General features: G+C 70.7%; 10 protein-coding genes. 1 reads left to right on the top strand and 9 read right to left on the bottom strand.

From position 1 onward, the window contains the following. Positions 1 to 5 precede the first annotated feature (5 nt). From CUT83_RS18015 to CUT83_RS17975, 9 genes are all read right to left on the bottom strand, one after another. Complete coding sequence (locus CUT83_RS18015) at positions 6 to 983, bottom strand: ABC transporter permease (RefSeq protein WP_101256885.1); 978 nt, start codon at positions 981 to 983, stop codon at positions 6 to 8. 119 nt (positions 984 to 1102) lie between these two features. Beyond that, positions 1103 to 2902 (bottom strand): ABC transporter substrate-binding protein, encoded by a 1800-nt coding sequence (locus CUT83_RS18010; RefSeq protein WP_101256884.1) that lies wholly within the window; start codon positions 2900 to 2902, stop codon positions 1103 to 1105. A 99-nt stretch (positions 2903 to 3001) separates the two neighbouring features. Beyond that, positions 3002 to 4039, bottom strand: a complete 1038-nt coding sequence (locus tag CUT83_RS18005; RefSeq protein WP_101256883.1) for an ABC transporter permease — start codon at positions 4037 to 4039, stop codon at positions 3002 to 3004. A 910-nt stretch (positions 4040 to 4949) separates the two neighbouring features. Further along, positions 4950 to 6857, bottom strand: a complete 1908-nt coding sequence (gene typA, locus CUT83_RS18000; RefSeq protein ID WP_101256882.1) for a translational GTPase TypA — start codon at positions 6855 to 6857, stop codon at positions 4950 to 4952. 337 nt (positions 6858 to 7194) lie between these two features. Next, on the bottom strand, positions 7195 to 9066 hold the full coding sequence (locus tag CUT83_RS17995) for an ATP-binding SpoIIE family protein phosphatase (protein WP_101256881.1): 1872 nt from the start codon (positions 9064 to 9066) through the stop codon (positions 7195 to 7197). A 324-nt stretch (positions 9067 to 9390) separates the two neighbouring features. Next, the gene (locus CUT83_RS17990; protein WP_240957912.1) at positions 9391 to 11910 is read right to left on the bottom strand and encodes a SpoIIE family protein phosphatase; all 2520 of its coding nucleotides are present in this window, start codon (positions 11908 to 11910) and stop codon (positions 9391 to 9393) included. Between the two features lie 87 nt (positions 11911 to 11997). Then, positions 11998 to 12234, bottom strand: coding sequence for a hypothetical protein (locus CUT83_RS31740; protein ID WP_101256880.1), 237 nt, complete (start codon positions 12232 to 12234; stop codon positions 11998 to 12000). Between the two features lie 179 nt (positions 12235 to 12413). Continuing rightward, on the bottom strand, positions 12414 to 13166 hold the full coding sequence (locus CUT83_RS17980; RefSeq protein WP_101256879.1) for a GntR family transcriptional regulator: 753 nt from the start codon (positions 13164 to 13166) through the stop codon (positions 12414 to 12416). Positions 13167 to 13416: 250 nt separating this feature from the next. Continuing rightward, a complete protein-coding gene (locus tag CUT83_RS17975; RefSeq protein WP_101256878.1) occupies positions 13417 to 15015 on the bottom strand; it encodes a S8 family peptidase in 1599 nt (532 codons plus the stop codon). Between the two features lie 319 nt (positions 15016 to 15334). Between CUT83_RS17975 and CUT83_RS17970 the strand changes: the two genes are divergently transcribed. Beyond that, entirely contained in the window at positions 15335 to 15913 is a 579-nt protein-coding gene (locus CUT83_RS17970) for a M23 family metallopeptidase (protein ID WP_173915094.1), read from the top strand. Positions 15914 to 15986 lie beyond the last annotated feature (73 nt).

The following is a 15986-nucleotide window of genomic DNA, read 5'->3' as shown; positions in this document are numbered from 1 at the left end:
TTCTCCTAGGACAGGCGCACACGCGGGTCGATGAACCCGTACACGGCGTCCACGACGAGGTTGCAGAGCAGGATGAAGGCGGCGCTGACCAGCATGACGCCCATGGTCAGGGGCAGGTCCTTGTAGAGGACCGACTCGACGGCCAGGCGTCCGACGCCGGCGAGGCTGAAGGTCAGCTCGGTCACGATGGCGCCGCCGAGCAGCGCGCCCAGGTCGATGCCCAGGATCGTGACGATCGGGGTCAGCGAGCCGCGCCAGGCGTAGCGGAAGAAGACGTACTTCTCGGACATGCCCTTGGCCTTCGCCGTGCGGACGTGGTCCTCCTGCAACTGTTCGATCAGGGTGGACCGCGACATACGGGTGTAGTTCGCGGTGAAGATCAGCGACATCACGAACCACGGGATCAGCAGGCCTACGAACCAGGCCGCCGGGTTCTCCGTTATCGGCACGTACTTCGGGGAGGACAGCCAGCCGGTGCTGTAGACCAGCAGGCCCAGCACGATCGGGCCCAGGAAGTAGATCTGCATCGAGCTGAGGACCAGCGAGGCGGAGCTGAAGGCCTTGTCGATGAAGGTGCCCTTGTTGCGGGCGGCGATCATGCCGGCGCCGAGACCGAGGGTCAGGAAGATGACCAGGCCGCCGACGGTCAGGGAGAGGGTCAGGGGCAGCCGGTCGATGATCGTGTCCCACACGAACCGGTCGTCGTTGAACGACACACCGAAGCAGGGGGCGTCGCAGTGGCCGACGGCGAAGTCCCGCCCCGCCACGATGCCCTTCATGAACTCCCAGTACTGCGCCGTGATCGGCTTGTCCAGTCCGAGGTTCTCGTGAATGATCGCCAGGTTCTGCGGGGTGCAGTTCTTGCCGCACGCCAGCAGGGCCGGGTCCTGCGGGATGGCGAAGAACATGGCGAAGGTGAAGGCACTGATCAGGATCAGGATGACGAGGGCGCCGACCGACCGGCGAATGAGGAATTTAAACATGGTGGTGGTTCGCAGCTCTCAGCACGGCGACAACGACGACGGGGGTGGGACGTGCGAAGCGAAAGCCCGTGGGCGGGTCCCCGGGGGGTTCTCCCCCGGGGACCCACCTCATGAGCCGGTTACTTCTTCAGGTACAGCTGGGTGAGGTCGATGTAGCTCTTGACCGTGCTGTACCGGGCACCACCGATGTTGGAGCCGTAGATCTGCAGCTGCTTGGTGTAGTACAGCGGAGCGGCCGGGTTGACCTCTTCCACGATGTACTTGTGCAGCTCGACCCACTCCTTGGTGGCCTCTTCCGGGTCCTGGATCTTGGAGATCCGGTCGATCTCGCCGTTGACGTGCTTGTCGTTGATGTGCGAGTAGTTCGACGCGCCGTCGGCGATCTGGTCACCGTCGTAGACCGGCGGGATGACGGTGGAGATGGACGGCCAGTCCTGGCCCCAGCCGGTCATGTAGATGTCCAGCTTGTTGTCGACCTTGCCGACCTGCTCGTACCAGGTGGACGGGTCGATGTCCTTCTTCTGGACGTCGAAGCCGGCCTTCTCCAGGGCGGTCTCGATGATGACGGCCTGCTTCTGGCGGTGCGGGGCGTTGGCGTAGGCGTAGGTGAGCTTCATGCCCTCCTTGCCGGCTTCCTTCAGAAGCTGCTTCGCCTTCTCGATGTCGCCGTTGGGCTTGTCGAGCTTGCCGTACGGGTCGTAGCCGTCCTCGTAGCCCGGCAGGGTCGGGGCGAGCAGACCGCCGGCCGGCTCACCGGCGTAGGAGCCGCCGTCGGGGCGCAGGATCTGGCCGTTGGGCAGCGCGTGGGTGATCGCGTCGCGGACCTTCTTGTCCTTGAGGCGGTCCATGTTCATGTTGAGCTGCCACACGTAGGGCTGGTAGCCCTTGATCGTGCGCTTGTCGGCCTCTTCGATGACCTGCTTGATCTTGGTGGAGTCCACCGAGCCGCTCATCTGGATGGCGTTGGCGGACTCACCGCGGTCGGCCAGGATGCGCTCGGTCTGGTCCGCGCGGTCGTGGTTGAACGTGATGTTCCAGCCGTCCACGTACTGGTGGCGGGAGGGGTCCGTCTTCGGGTCCCACTCGGTGTTCTTGACCAGCTTCATGGACTTGCCGGGCTTGAACTCGGCGATCTTGTACGGGCCGAGCGCCACGGGCTTCTGGTCGTACTTCGCCTTGGTGTCGTCCTCTTCGGGGACGATGGAGTAGCCCGGCATCGCGAGCGCCTGCGGCAGGTCGGGCTGCGCGGTCTCGAAGTGGAAGACGATCGTCTTCTCGTCCGGGGTCTCCAGGACGGAGTCGGGCAGGTGGTCGCCCTCGTACGGACCGTCGGGCAGCTCGTCGCGGTAGCCGGGGCCACCGGACAGCCACTGCTGGATGTAGGTCGGGCCGTCGGTGATGTGCTTGGCGTACAGGCGCTCGATGGTGTGGCGGACGTCCTTGGAGGTGATCGGGTCACCTTCCTGGTCCTTGATGCCGTCCTTGAGCGTGTACGTCCAGGTCTTGCCGTCGTCGGACTGCTTGCCCGAGTCGGTGGCGAGGTCGCCCACGACGGTCAGGCTGCCGTCCTCGGCCTGGGTGTAGGTGGTCAGACCGCGGTGGATGAGACCGGAGAGCTGGCCGGCGTCGCTGACGTAGATCTGGCCCGGGTCCAGGTGGGAGAAGTCGTCCTCCTGGTAGACCCGGATGGTGCCCCCCTCCTGGGCGCCCTCGACCGGCTTGGCCGGGCCCTTGGAGGCGGCGGCGTCGCCGTACTCGACCGCCGCGGACTGGGCCTTGGCGGCCTCCTTGTCCTTGGCGCTCTCATTGCTCTTGTCGCCGCTGTCGCTGCTGCCGCCGCCGCAGCCGGTCAGCACCAGCGAGCCTGCCGCGAGGGCGATGAGCGCGCCCCTCAGTGTGCGCGATCGGATGGGATTCATGATGCTTGTGCACCTGCCTGTCAGTTGGGATCCGTCTGCTGCCCTGTCGCCTCCGGTCGCCCGGGTGCGGGGGTGGCAGCCCCCCTCAGATGGACGTGATCAGCGTCCGGACTTGGGGTCGAAGGCGTCCCGCACGGAGTCGCCGAGAAGGTTGAAGGCCACCACGAAGATCACCATGGCGATACCGGGGAAGAACATGTACGTCGGGTTGTCCTGGTAGATCGTGGCGGCGGTCCTGAACATGCGCCCCCAGTCCGGCGTCGGCTCCACGTAGCCCACGCCCACGAAGGACAGGAAGGCCACGGAGAGGATCGTCGCGGGAAGCATGTAGGTGGCCTGCACCAGGATCGGGGTGACCAGGTTCGGCAGCAGCTCCTTGCGGATGATCCGCCAGGGCGAGGCCCCCGAGACCTTGGCGGCCTCCACGAACTCGCGTTCGCGCAGGGTGAGGGCCTGGCTGCGCACCAGGCGCGCCATGCCCATCCAGCCGAGCAGCCACAGGACGACGATGATCGCGGACGCCCGGACGTAGACCGGGGTCTCGTCGACGGGCGACACGAAGACGGCCACCACCACGGGCATCGCCGCGATCAGGGTGAGCTGGCTGGGGAGGGCCATCATGAAGTCGGTGACCCGGCCGATCCAGTAGTCGACCTTGCCGCCGAAGTAGCCGCCGACCAGACCGATCAGCACACCGGTGGCCACCATCAGGATCGTCACCGGCAGAGCGGTGTACAGCGATGTCCGCATGCCGTACAGCAGCTGCATGAAGACATCGCGGCCGAGCTCCGGCTCGATGCCGAACCAGAACTCGGAGGAGATGCCTCCGTTGGGACCGGCCGGGAAGCCGAACTCGTCCAGCAGGTCGTACTGCTCCTGACCGTACAGCGTGTACGGGTCCTTGCCGTAGAGCCAGGAGACGACCGGTGCGAGCGCGGCGATCAGGAAGAAGAAGATCACCACGAAAGCACTGATCACACCGACACGGTCGCGCTTGAAGCGCAGCCACATCAGCTGGCCGGGTGAACGGCCGGCGAGCTGGCCGCCACTGCCGGCGGTCTGCTCTTTGCTCAGGCTCTCGGCGTCCGGGCCAGGGTTGTCGGCCTGGGCTGTCGCAGCCTGGGTTGGACTCGTCATCGCGTTGCGCCCCCGCGCTGTGGGTGTTGGCGGAACCCGCTCTTTCTTCGGCACTGGGAAATGCCATGGGCTGAGCGGACTTTTGCAATCGGTTCCCAGCTCAGTCAAGAGGTCTTGGCCCTCGGTCGGCCACTCTCCGCACATCTTGAGCGAAGGTTTTGCAGATTGAGGTCCCAGCGTGCTTGACAAGCTCCAGAAGAGTCGGACATATAGCCACATTGGACTCATAAAGAGTTAATGAATCCGCAACCTAGCCGTCGCTGCGCCGATATACGAACGCGCCGTTCTGAACTGCGTACGGACCTCTCGTGACACGCCCGCAACCCCGGAGATGTCCCCCGAAAGAGCGGACGCGCGTAGACCCACCTCGCGCAGGCGGCCGCCAGAGCCGTTGCGATGGCAAACAATGGCATGTTCGCGCGGCCCGTTCCACGCCATGGTGCCGACGGGGGCGGAGCCTCGCGGAACCACCCGTTCCACCCGCCCGCCGCGCAGGCCCCGCAGACGTCCGCCGGGCCCGCCCCCGGACCCTCCCCCGGGCGCGGTAGCGGGAGCGGGCGGGCCCGGCCGCGCGGCGGCGCCGCGCGGACACGGCGGACCGCCTCCGCCGAAGCGGTGGGAACGGCTCCTCGCACGAGCGCCTCCTTCAGGGCCTGGACATCCTCTCTCCGGAGCCATATCACCCCATAAGAGACTTTTCCCGCCGCTACGCCGAACGGGCTCGCGGAGTGCTCCGGCGGCCGCCCGGATGCCGCACGGCTCCCGCACCCCGCCGGGACAGCCCGGGGCCGTACGGCCCCGGGCTGTCCCGGACGGTCCCGGACGGTCCCGTACGGTCCCGGACGGCGCGGAGGGGCGCCGCGGACCGGTGCGGTCCGCGGCGCCCCTCCGGAAGGGATCGCCGGGCGCGTCAGGCGTGCTTGGCCCGGGAGGCGGCGCGGGCGCGCTCCTTCTGGTCGAGGACGACCTTGCGGATGCGCACGGCTTCCGGGGTCACCTCCACGCACTCGTCGTCACGGCAGAACTCCAGGGACTGCTCCAGCGACAGCTTGCGCGGCGGGACGATCGACTCGGTCACGTCGGCGGTCGAGGACCGCATGTTGGTGAGCTTCTTCTCCTTGGTGATGTTGACGTCCATGTCGTCGGAGCGGGAGTTCTCACCGACGATCATGCCCTCGTACACCTCGGTGCCCGGCTCGACGAAGAGCACGCCGCGCTCCTGGAGGTTGGTCATCGCGAAGGCGGTGACGGCCCCTGCGCGGTCCGCGACGAGCGAGCCGTTGTTGCGGGTCTTCAGCTCGCCGAACCAGGGCTCGTGGCCCTCGTGGATGGAGTGCGCGATACCGGTGCCGCGGGTCTGGGTCAGAAACTCCGTGCGGAAGCCGATCAGGCCGCGGGAGGGCACGACGAACTCCAGGCGGACCCAGCCCGAGCCGTGGTTGGACATGTTGTCCATCCGGCCCTTGCGGGTGCCCATGAGCTGCGTGACGGCGCCCATGTGCTCCTCGGGCACGTCGATGGTCAGGCGCTCGACCGGCTCGTGGACCTTGCCGTCGACCTCCTTGGTCACCACCTGCGGCTTTCCGACGGTCAGCTCGTAGCCCTCCCGGCGCATGGTCTCCACCAGGATGGCCAGCGCCAGCTCGCCGCGGCCCTGCACCTCCCAGGCGTCGGGGCGCTCGGTGTCCAGCACTCGCAGCGAGACGTTGCCGATCAGCTCGCGGTCGAGGCGGTCCCTGACCTGGCGGGCGGTGACCTTGCGGTCCTTGACGGCCGCCTTGGCGTCCGCGCCCTTGCCGGTGCCGCCCCGGCCGACCAGCGGCGAGGTGTTGGTGCCGATGGTCATGGAGATCGCCGGCTCGTCGACGGTGATCAGCGGCAGCGCGACCGGATTCTCCGGGTCGGCCAGCGTCTCGCCGATGGTGATGTCCGGGATTCCGGCGACGGCGCAGATGTCGCCCGGGCCCGCCACCTCGGCCGGCTTGCGGGTGAGCGCCTCCGTCATCAGCAGCTCGGTGATGCGCACGCTCTGCACCGAGCCGTCGCGCTTCATCCAGGCCACCGTCTGGCCCTTGCGCAGTTCGCCCTGGGCCACGCGCAGCAGCGCGATGCGGCCGAGGAAGTTGTCGGCGTCCAGGTTGGTGACATGGGCCTGGAGCGGGGCGCCCTCCTCGTAGGAGGGGGCGGGGACGTGCTCCAGCAGCGTGGAGAAGAACGGCTCCAGGCTGTCGCTGTCGGCCGGGACGGTGCCGTCGGCCGGCTTGGTCAGCGAGGCCACGCCGTCGCGGGCGCAGGCGTAGACGATGGGGAACTCGATCTGCTCCTCGTCCGCGTCCAGGTCCAGGAAGAGGTCGTAGGCCTCGTCGACGACCTCGTCGATACGGGAGTCGGGCCGGTCGGTCTTGTTGATGCACAGGATGACCGGCAGCCGGGCCTGGAGCGCCTTGCGCAGCACGAAGCGGGTCTGCGGCAGCGGGCCCTCGGAGGCGTCCACCAGCAGCACCACCGCGTCCACCATGGACAGGCCGCGCTCGACCTCGCCGCCGAAGTCGGCGTGGCCGGGGGTGTCGATGATGTTGATGGTGACGGGGGCGCCGCCGTCCTTGGGGTGGTACTTGACCGCGGTGTTCTTGGCGAGAATGGTGATGCCCTTCTCGCGTTCCAGGTCGTTGGAGTCCATCACGCGGTCGTCCACCTGGTCGAGCTGGTGGGCGGCGAAGGCGCCGGCCTGCTTGAGCATGGCGTCGACCAGGGTCGTCTTGCCGTGGTCGACGTGGGCGACGATGGCGACGTTACGGATGTCGTGGCGCGTGGGCATACTGGGGGCGCTTCTCCCGGAATCGTGGATGGCGGCGCGACCGGTGCGTCGCGCGCCCGCCGGGCTGATCATCGCCACGGCCTGTCATCCCTCCATGTTACGGGCCCGGCGCCGGTGGACGGGGCCCCGCGGCTCCCCATGGCCCCCGGACCGCGCCTGCCGCGACCGTAGGCCTTGCCCGTGTCCGCCCGGTGACGCCGGGGTGACCGCCCGCCGACCGGGAGCTTCGCCCCGCGCCGGGACGCGGGCGCGGCTCCCCCGCGAGGGCGGTGTGACGTGCGGCACTCCCGCCCGCGCGCACGGCGGGCGGAAGCTGAGACGGCGTCGGCGGCCCCTTTCAGAACATGCTCAGCAGGGCCTCGGCCGAGTCCGGCGGTTTGGGCTCACCCTCCCGGGGGAGGGCGAGCTCGAACCAGACCGTCTTCCCCCGCGGAGTGCGGCGGCTGCCCCAGCCCGAGGAGAGCAGGTCGACCAGTTGCAGACCGCGGCCGCCCTCGTCGGTGTCGCGGGCGCGGCGGCGGCGGGGCTGGACGAGCCCGGAGTCCCACACCTCGCAGACCAGGGTGCGGTCCAACAGCAGGCGCAGCCGTATCTCTCCCCTCGGCCCTGCCGGGGGAACCCCCACCCCCGGCTGCGCGGGAAGGGCTCCCGTCCCCGGCTGCGCGGAGGAGACCCCCATGCCGTGGCGCAGGGCGTTGGTGACCAGCTCGCTGACGAGCAGTTCGGCGGTGTCGGCGAGGTCCTCCAGATCCCACGCGGCGAGCAGGCGGCGGGTCAGATCACGGGCGCGGGCGACCGAACGGGGCTCGGCCGGCAGCCGCCAGTCGCCCACCGAATCGGCGGGCAGCCCCTGGATCCGGGCCAGCAGCAGGGCGATGTCGTCCTCGCCGTGATGGGTCTCCAGTGCGCCCAGCACCTCGTCGCAGACGTCCTCCAGCGGGCGGTCGGGGCCCGACAGGGTGGTGCGCAGCGCCTGGAGCCCCTCGTCCAGGGACTGGTGGCGGGACTCGACCAGGCCGTCGGTGTAGAGGGCGAGCAGGGCGCCGTCCGGCAGCTCGACCTCGGTCTCCTCGAACGGCTCGCCGCCCACCCCCAGCGGCACGCCCCTGGGGACCTCCAGCAGCAGCGCGGACTGCTCGCCGCCGTCGTCGCGCGGCTCGACCAGTACGGGCGGCAGATGCCCGGCGTTGGCGAAGGTGCAGCGGCGGGTGACGGGGTCGTAGACGGCGTAGACACAGGTGGCCAGGTACACCTCGGAGAGGTCCGCGGCCGGGCCGCAGTGACCGTCGCGGCCGCCGCGGCCGTCTCGGGAGGCGCCCAGTCCCCGGGCGATCTCGTCCAACGCGCCCAGCACCTCGGCGGGTTCCAGGTCCAGCAGGGCCAGGGTGCGCACCGCGGTGCGCAGTTCGCCCATGGCCACGGCCGCGCGCAGGCCGCGGCCCATCACGTCGCCGACCACCAGGGCGGTGCGGTGTCCGGGCAGTTCGATGACGTCGAACCAGTCGCCGCCCACCTCGCTGGCCGTACTGCCCGGCAGATAGCGGCAGGCGATGTCGAGCCCGGCGGCCTCGGGGTCGTCCGGGGGCAGCAGGCTGCGCTGGAGTATGAGCGCGCGCTCGTGCTCCCTGCGGTACAGCCGCGCGTTGTCGACGCACACGGCCGCGCGGGCGGCCAACTCCGCGCCGAGGGCGGCGTCCCGCTCGCCGAAGGGCTCGCTGCCCATGGTGCGGGAGAACTGCACCAGCCCGAGCACCCGGCCGCGCGCGACCATCGGCACGGCGAGGGTGGACCGCACCAGGGTGCCCGTGACGCGCTGGACGCGGGCGGTGCGCAGCGCGTCGGCGTACGGGGAGCCGGCGGGGTAGCGGTGGATGCCGCCGGGTTCGACGTGGTCCGGGTCGGGGGCGCCGCCCGTGTGGTGGCCGAGGGTGATCGGGCCGTCGGAGACGGCGCTGGCGAAGGCCACGCGCCGCAGCGGACGGGTGCCGTCCAGGCCGTCCGCCACCCGGGGGTCCTCCCCGGAGAACACCTCCGGATACAGGTCCACGGAGGCCAGGTCGCAGAACTGGGGCACGGCCACGTCGAGGAGTTCGCGGGCGGTGGTGTCCAGATCCAGGGAGTTGCCTATCCGGGCCCCCGCGGCGTTCAGCAGCGCCAGGGCCCGGCGTACGTCGTCGGGCTTTCCCGCCTCGGCCGGAATGTCGCTCAACGCCGCCCCTTCCTGTTCCGGTCCAGCATCCTTCCGGGCGCGCTCCGCCCGGAACCCGCTGGTCCCGTCCGCCGCACGGTTTCCGCCACTTCCGGCGGGACCGGGCCGCTCCCGTCCCCTCTCTCCTAACCAGACGGAGTCCGCTCGAACCACGCGCCGTGACGGCGTGGCCGTCCCCGACCGGGCCCGGCGGCGGCACCGCGGCCGGAAGCGCAGGGCGCACGATGTGGCGTGGCGCAATTTTTCCGGTGTGTTGGACACAGCGTCAAGGCGCAGGTGGGACCGCTGTTCCGGGGTACGGGGATGGAACCGAGCCCATCGCCGTCACGGCAGGCTCAGTTCGAACCACACGGTCTTGCCGATCGGGCCGTGGCGGGTTCCCCAGCGGCGCGCCCCTCGGGCGACGAGCTGGATGCCGCGCCCGCCCTCGTCGTCCACGGCGGCGTTGCGTTCGCGGGGCGGGACGGGCAGCGGGTCGGAGACCTCCACCAGCAGGGAGGCACCGCGCACCATCCGTACGCCGATGGGCCCGTGGGCGTGGCGCATGGAGTTGGTGACCAGTTCGCTGACGAGCAGCACGGTGTCGTCGGTCAGCGGCTCCAGTCCCCAGCCGCGCAGGACGCCGCGGACGGCGTCACGGGCCCGGCGCACGGCGTAGGTCTCGGCGGGGAAGGTCCAGGAGGCGGCGCTGTCCTCGGGCAGGCCGCCGAGCCGGGCCAGCAGCAGCGCCACGTCATCCACCGAGCCCGCCGGGCCGGCGGGCCCGGCGGAGGCGGAGGCGGAGGACGCGGTGCCCGGGTCCAGGTCGCCGAGCACCCGGTCGCAGACGTCCTCCAGGAACGGCTGGGCGGGCAGGCCGCCGAGCAGGGACATCAGGCGGTCCAGCCCCTCGGTGATGTCCTCGCCGCGGTGCTCGATCAGTCCGTCGGTGTAGAGCACGAGGACCGACCCGTCCTCCACCTCCAGGGTCAGGGACTCGAACTCCACCCCGCCGACGCCCAGCGGGGCGCCCGAGGGCGCCTCGATCTGGGTGACCTCCCAGCCGTCGCCCCGGCCGGTCAGCAGCAGCGGCGGCACGTGCCCGGCGGTGGCCAGGACGCACTGGCGGGTGGAGGGGTCGTAGACGGCGTAGACGCAGGTGGCCATCAGGGGCTCGTCGGGGCCCTGTGCGAGGTCGTCGGCCAGGTCGTTGACGCGGCGCAGCAGTTCGTCGGGCGGCAGGTCGAGGGCGGCCAGGGTGCGCACCGCCGTGCGCAGCTGCCCCATGGTGGCCGCGGCGCGCAGCCCGTGGCCCATCACGTCGCCGACGACGAGGGCGACCCGGCCGCCCGCCAGGGGGATCACGTCGAACCAGTCGCCGCCCGCCTCGGCCTCGGCCTCGGCGTGGCTGCCCCCGGGGACGTAGCGGTAGGCGATCTGCACTCCGGGCGGCGAGGGCACCTGCTGGGGCATCAGGCTGCGCTGGAGCATCAGGGCGCTCTCGCGCTCGCGGGCGTAGAGGCGGGCGTTGTCCAGGCTGATGCCGGCGCGCCCGGCCAGTTCCATGGCGAGCGCGAGGTCGTCGCGGTCGAAGGCGGCGCGGCCCTCGGCCCGGTTGAGCAGCAGCAGTCCCAGAACGGTGCCCCGGGCGCGCAGCGGGACGACCATCAGGGAGTGGATGTCCAGGTCGAGGGCGGCCTGGACCTTGGGGTCGCCCGGGTAGGAGGCGGAGACCAGTTCCTCTCGGGACATCACCAGATGGGGGGCGGCGGAGGTGAGCACGCTCTCGAAGATCGACCCCCTCTCCAGGGCGATGTCCTGGCCGACCCTCAGCATCCGTTCCACGACCGGGCCGCGGTCCTTGGCCGCGGCGCCGAGCTGGAGCAGCGGGGCGCCGGACGGCCGGGCGGCGCGGGGCAGTTCGCCGCCGTGGGCGACGGCGCCGTAGAGCATCACGCTCGAGTAGTCGGCGAAGCGCGGGACGAGGGCGCCGGCGAGCGTCCTGGCGATTCTGGGGACGTCGAGCAGGTCGCCGAGGGCCACGCCGACGTCGTCCAGGAGTTTCAGCCGCTGCCGGGCGCGCTCGATCTTCTCCATCGCGTCGCGCCGCTCGGTGACGTCCATCACCGTGGAGCTGACGCCGAGGACGCGTCCGTCGGGGCTGGTGAGCCGGCCGTACGACACCGAGCGCCAGCCGTGCCCGTCGGGTGCGGCCAGGACGGTGTCCACCACGGGGCGGCCGGTCTCCAGCACGAGGGACTGGATATGGGCGAGGGTGTCGGCCATGTTCTGCGGCAGGACCTCGTGGACGGTCCTGCCGAGGGTCTCGTGGACCGGCCTCCCGTTGAGCCGGGCGAGTGCCTCGTTGGCGCGGACGTAGCGGCGCTCGGTGTCGAAGACGGCGATGCCGAGCGGGGATGTGGCGAAGAGGGCGTCGAGCGCGGCGAGGTCCTGTTCGACGGCGCGCAGCCGGGAGGTCTCGACGATGTTGGCCAGAACGAACGGTTTGCAGTCGGGGGGTGTGAGCAGGGAGGCGCGGCCCTCGACCTCCACGGTGTAGCCGTCGCGATGGCGCACGCGCATGCTGCCGCGCCAGTACCCGTTCTCCCGGAGCGCCCGGTAGATCTCGCCGTGCGGGACGGGGGTTCCCGAGGCCGCCTCGACGGGGGCCTCGGTGAGGTAGCCGCCGTAGTAGTGGCCGACCATGGCCTGGGCGGGCCATCCGAGGATCTCCTCGACCGTGGGGCTCCACAGCATGATGTAGCCGTCGGTGTCGAACATGACGACACCGACGCGCAGGGTGTCGAGCAGCGAGGTGGTCACGCCCTCGACCGCGCCGTGGAATGCCTTGGGTGGGTCGTTCACGCCGTCCTCGTCCACGCTCGGGCTCTCGCCCGGGCGCGCACCCGGGCCTTTGGGACTGTTTGTCCGTATACCCGATTGTGCAATGGGTCAGGCGTGATCACCGCCTCCACGGCGCAGGCGCTCGACCAGGTAGCGCCGCTCCTGTGCCCTTCCGTCCGCCGCTTCCGCCCCTTCCGCCCCGGCGCCGTCCGCCCGGCCCCCGCCCAGCCGCTCGGCCATGCTCTGGGCCTCGGCCCGGGTGGCGTAACGGCCGACGCGGTAGCGGTTGCCGTTCGGATCCTGCCGTATGACCATCCAGGGGAGCACGGTCCTGCTCTCACTCATCGTGCGCCCCTCCCGCCCGGCGCCCCGCGCCGTGCGACTTCCCCCAACGATCCACCGGTCTGCATATGCCCGAGCCTACGCCCGGACTTCACTCAGCGCATTCGCGTTGGCACAATGCGGCATGATTTCGGCCATGTGTGCGACTGGCGGCGGCGTCCGGAGGGGCGCACGGGAGTGGTTCAGCGCACCGGGAGGTGGTACACCGCGCGGTGGCGGTCCGCGGGCACGATCACGTCCGCGGTCTCCACCGGACGCCCGCCGGCGCGGTACGTCCGCTCGATCACCAGCACGGTGTGCCCCGGCACCCCGCCCAGCGCCAGCATCTCCTCCGCCAGCCCGGGACGGGCCCCGACCTCCTCCACCACGTTGTCCACGACGATGTCGATGGCCGCCATCCGCTCCACCACCCCCCGCCCCCCGAGCGGTCCCTCCTCCGGCAGCATCACGGGGGTGCGCCCGGTGACGGCCAGCGGCTCCCAGGAGGTGGAGAGCATCGAGGGCTCCCCGCCGACACGGAACAGGTAGCGGGTGCGCATCACCCGCTCCCCCTCCTTGATCCGCAGCCGCTCGGCGACCGCCGGGCCCGCCTCCTCCTGCTCGCTGTGCGACTCCCAGGTGCCCGACACCCGTTCGTCTGCCTGCTCCTGACGGAACGGACCGACCTCGCCGGCCGGCCGGTAGCCGGTGCGGATCACCCTGCGCGGCACGGGCCGCTCGCGCACGTACGTCCCCGACCCGGAGCGGCCCTCGACCAGCCCCTCGGCCATCAGCACCTTGCGGGCCTCCAGCGCGACGGTGTCCGAGACGCCGTACTCCGCGCGGATGCGGGCCTGCGACGGCAGCCGGGTGCGCGGCGGAAGCGTGCCGTCGGCGATCTTCCGGCGGAGATCCCCGGCCACACGCAGATATGCGGGCTGCTCACCGAAAGGCACATGTCCTCCCAACGGCTTGACGGTGTGCAACAGCTTGGCAACGGAAGGTTGTACGCCGCAATAATCGGCCAGGGTTTCACCCGATGTGATGAAGTGCTGCTCAGGGCAGGTTTCAAGCACGGAACCGGCCCCCACGGCAGAGCCGTGGGGGCCGGGGCGGTGCGAAGCGGTCAGAGCCGCCGAAGGCCGGTCCGAAGATCGCTCCGGACGCCGGTCCGGAGGCCGGACCGCGAAGTGGGAACCGCGGGGCTCAGAACTGCAGCGCCCAGGAGTTGATCGTGCCGGTGTCCCACCAGGCGTTGTCGCTGACCCGCAGCTTCCAGGTCCCGTTCGCGGTCTCCGAGGAGGCGTCGACGGTGTAGGTGCCGATCACGTTGTCGGCGCTGCCGCCCGTCCCGTAGTCCTTGAGGCGGTAGGCGCTGCCGTCGGGGGCGACCAGGTCGACCCGGAGGTCGCCGCTGTAGGTGTGCCGGATGTCGACCTCGACCTTCAGGTCGGAGGGGGCGTTGCCGCTGACACCCGAGACGGTGATCGGGGACTCCACGGTGGAATTGTCGCGGACCGGGTAGTCGGCGGTGTTCTCGAAGCGGTCACCCGGGTCGCCCGGGTCACCGGGGTCGCCCGGGTCGCCCGGGTCGCCCTCGCCCACGTTCAGCAGCTTGTTCGGGGAGCCGCTGCCGGGGCCGGAGATCGCGCCGGTGACGGCGGCGGAGTCCAGCCCGGACGCGACCTGGGACGGGGTGGCGCCGGGGTTGTCCCCCAGGTACAGCGCGGCGGCGCCGGCGACGTGCGGCGCGGCCATCGACGTACCGGAGATGGTGTTGGTGGCGCTGTCCGAGGTGTGCCAGGTGGAGGTGATGGACGAACCCGGCGCGAAGATGTCCAGGACGCTGCCGTAGTTGGAGAACGACGAGCGCGCGTCGGAGCTGGTGGTGGATCCGACGGTGATGGCCTCGGCGACCCGGGCGGGCGAGGATGTCGAGGCGTTGGTGTTGGAGTTGCCCGCGGCCACGGCGTAGGTGACGCCGGAGGCGATGGAGTTGCGCACGGCGGTGTCGAGGGTGGAGTTGGCGCCGCCGCCCAGGCTCATGTTGGCCACCGCGGGCTTGACGGCGTTCCGCGTCACCCAGTCGACGCCCGCGACCACGCCGGAGATGGTGCCGGAGCCGTTGTTGTCCAGCACGCGCACGGCCACGATCTTCGCCTTCTTGGCGACGCCGTGGGACGTGCCCGCGACGGTGCCGGCGACGTGGGTGCCGTGGCCGTTGCCGTCCTGCGCGACGTTGTCGCCGTCCACGGCGTCGTAGCCGTTCACGGCCCGGCCGCCGAAGTCGCTGTGGCTGATCCGCACGCCGGTGTCGATGATGTAGGCGTTCACGCCCTGGCCGGCGGAGTCCGGGTAGGTGTAGCTGTCGTCGAGCGGCAGGGACTGCTGGTCGATGCGGTCCAGGCCCCAGGACGGGGGGTTGGTCTGGGTGCCGGCGATGGAGACCTTCTGGTCCTGCGCCACCGCGTCCACGGCCGGGTCGGCGGCGAGCCTCTTCGCCTCGGCCTCGGTCAGCCGGACCGCGTAGCCGTTGAGCGCCTCGCGGTAGGTGCGCTTGATGCTGGCACCGTACTTCTTCACCAGCGACTTGCCCTTCGAGGAGCCGGCGTCGGCCGCGTCCTCGTCGAGGGTCACGATGTAGCTGTTCTTGATCGCTCCGGGGGCGCCGGCGTTCTGGATCACGCCTTCGGCGGGCGGAGCGGCCACGGCGGTCACCGCGGGCACGAAGCCGATGGCCAGGGCCGCGGCGGTCACCGTGGCCGCACGGGCACGTCTGCGTCGGGTGGGACGCATCGCTGCCATGTGGGGGTCCTCCTCCTGTGGGGTGCGCTACTGAGGGATTGCGCATGAGCATGACAAACCAGGCACCGGGAGGTGCGCGGTGCCCGAACGGTTCGCCGCTCGAAAGATTCGCCGATCCATAGGAAAGACACAAGGGTGCGTGCACGAAGACACGTACATGTCACATGCCGTCAACACACTTCCGGCCACGGGACGCCGGCTTCCGGAACCGGTGCCGCCGCGCCGGTCCGCCCGGCCGCCGGACGGGGCCCGGCGGTTGTATCCGCTTTGTATGAGCGCCCCCTTCAATCGCCCCGTCACCGACCACAAGGGGAAGCCCATGCAGAGACGTTCCCGTCGGATACTCGCGGCCGCGAGCGCGGTCGCCGCCCTCGCGGCCACGGCCCCCAACGCCGTCGCGACACCGCAGGAGAGCTCACCGGACGCCGTGCAGGCCCTGGCCCGGCCCAACTTCAAGATGCCGTTCCTCTGCGGCCAGGTCTGGCGCGGCAGCAACTGGAACGGACACAGCCCGGCCCGCTCCATCGACTGGAACCACTACGACGCGAACGGCAACCCGGACGACTTCAAGCGCCGGGTGTTCGCCAGCGCCGGCGGCACCGTCCTCTCCTCCCACTACTCCACCACCACCGGCTACGGCCACACCATCGTGATCGGCCACGGGAACGGCTGGCGGACGCGCTACGCGCACCTGTACAGCCGGGGGGTCAGCAAGGGCGACAAGGTCACGGCCGGCCAGCGGATCGGCCGGGTCGGCAAGTCGTCCGCCAAGTACAACCTCTCCCCCCACCTGCACTACGAGCAGATCTACAACGGGTCGGTCGTCACCGCGGTCGTGCAGGGGGTCAGCTACCCCGACTACACGACGCGCTACCAGAAGAGCACCAACAGGTGCTGAGGTGACGCCCGCGCCGTGACGGGCGGCCGGGTCCGCCGCACCTGACGTCCGCCCCCGCGGGGCGTGCCGCCTC

Origin of the sequence: Streptomyces barkulensis (assembly GCF_002843305.1) — a bacterium.
GTDB lineage: Bacteria > Actinomycetota > Actinomycetes > Streptomycetales > Streptomycetaceae > Streptomyces > Streptomyces barkulensis.
This window is presented reverse-complemented; position numbering and strand designations above follow the sequence as displayed.

Coding starts and splice junctions, on each gene's coding strand:
- CUT83_RS17970 (WP_173915094.1), top strand. CDS start 15,335: ATGCAGAGACGTTCCCGTCGGATACTCGCGGCCGCGAGCGCGGTCGCC.
- CUT83_RS18015 (WP_101256885.1), bottom strand. CDS start 983: ATGTTTAAATTCCTCATTCGCCGGTCGGTCGGCGCCCTCGTCATCCTG.
- CUT83_RS18010 (WP_101256884.1), bottom strand. CDS start 2,902: ATGAATCCCATCCGATCGCGCACACTGAGGGGCGCGCTCATCGCCCTC.
- CUT83_RS31740 (WP_101256880.1), bottom strand. CDS start 12,234: ATGAGTGAGAGCAGGACCGTGCTCCCCTGGATGGTCATACGGCAGGAT.
- CUT83_RS17975 (WP_101256878.1), bottom strand. CDS start 15,015: ATGGCAGCGATGCGTCCCACCCGACGCAGACGTGCCCGTGCGGCCACG.
- CUT83_RS18005 (WP_101256883.1), bottom strand. CDS start 4,039: ATGACGAGTCCAACCCAGGCTGCGACAGCCCAGGCCGACAACCCTGGC.
- typA (WP_101256882.1), bottom strand. CDS start 6,857: ATGCCCACGCGCCACGACATCCGTAACGTCGCCATCGTCGCCCACGTC.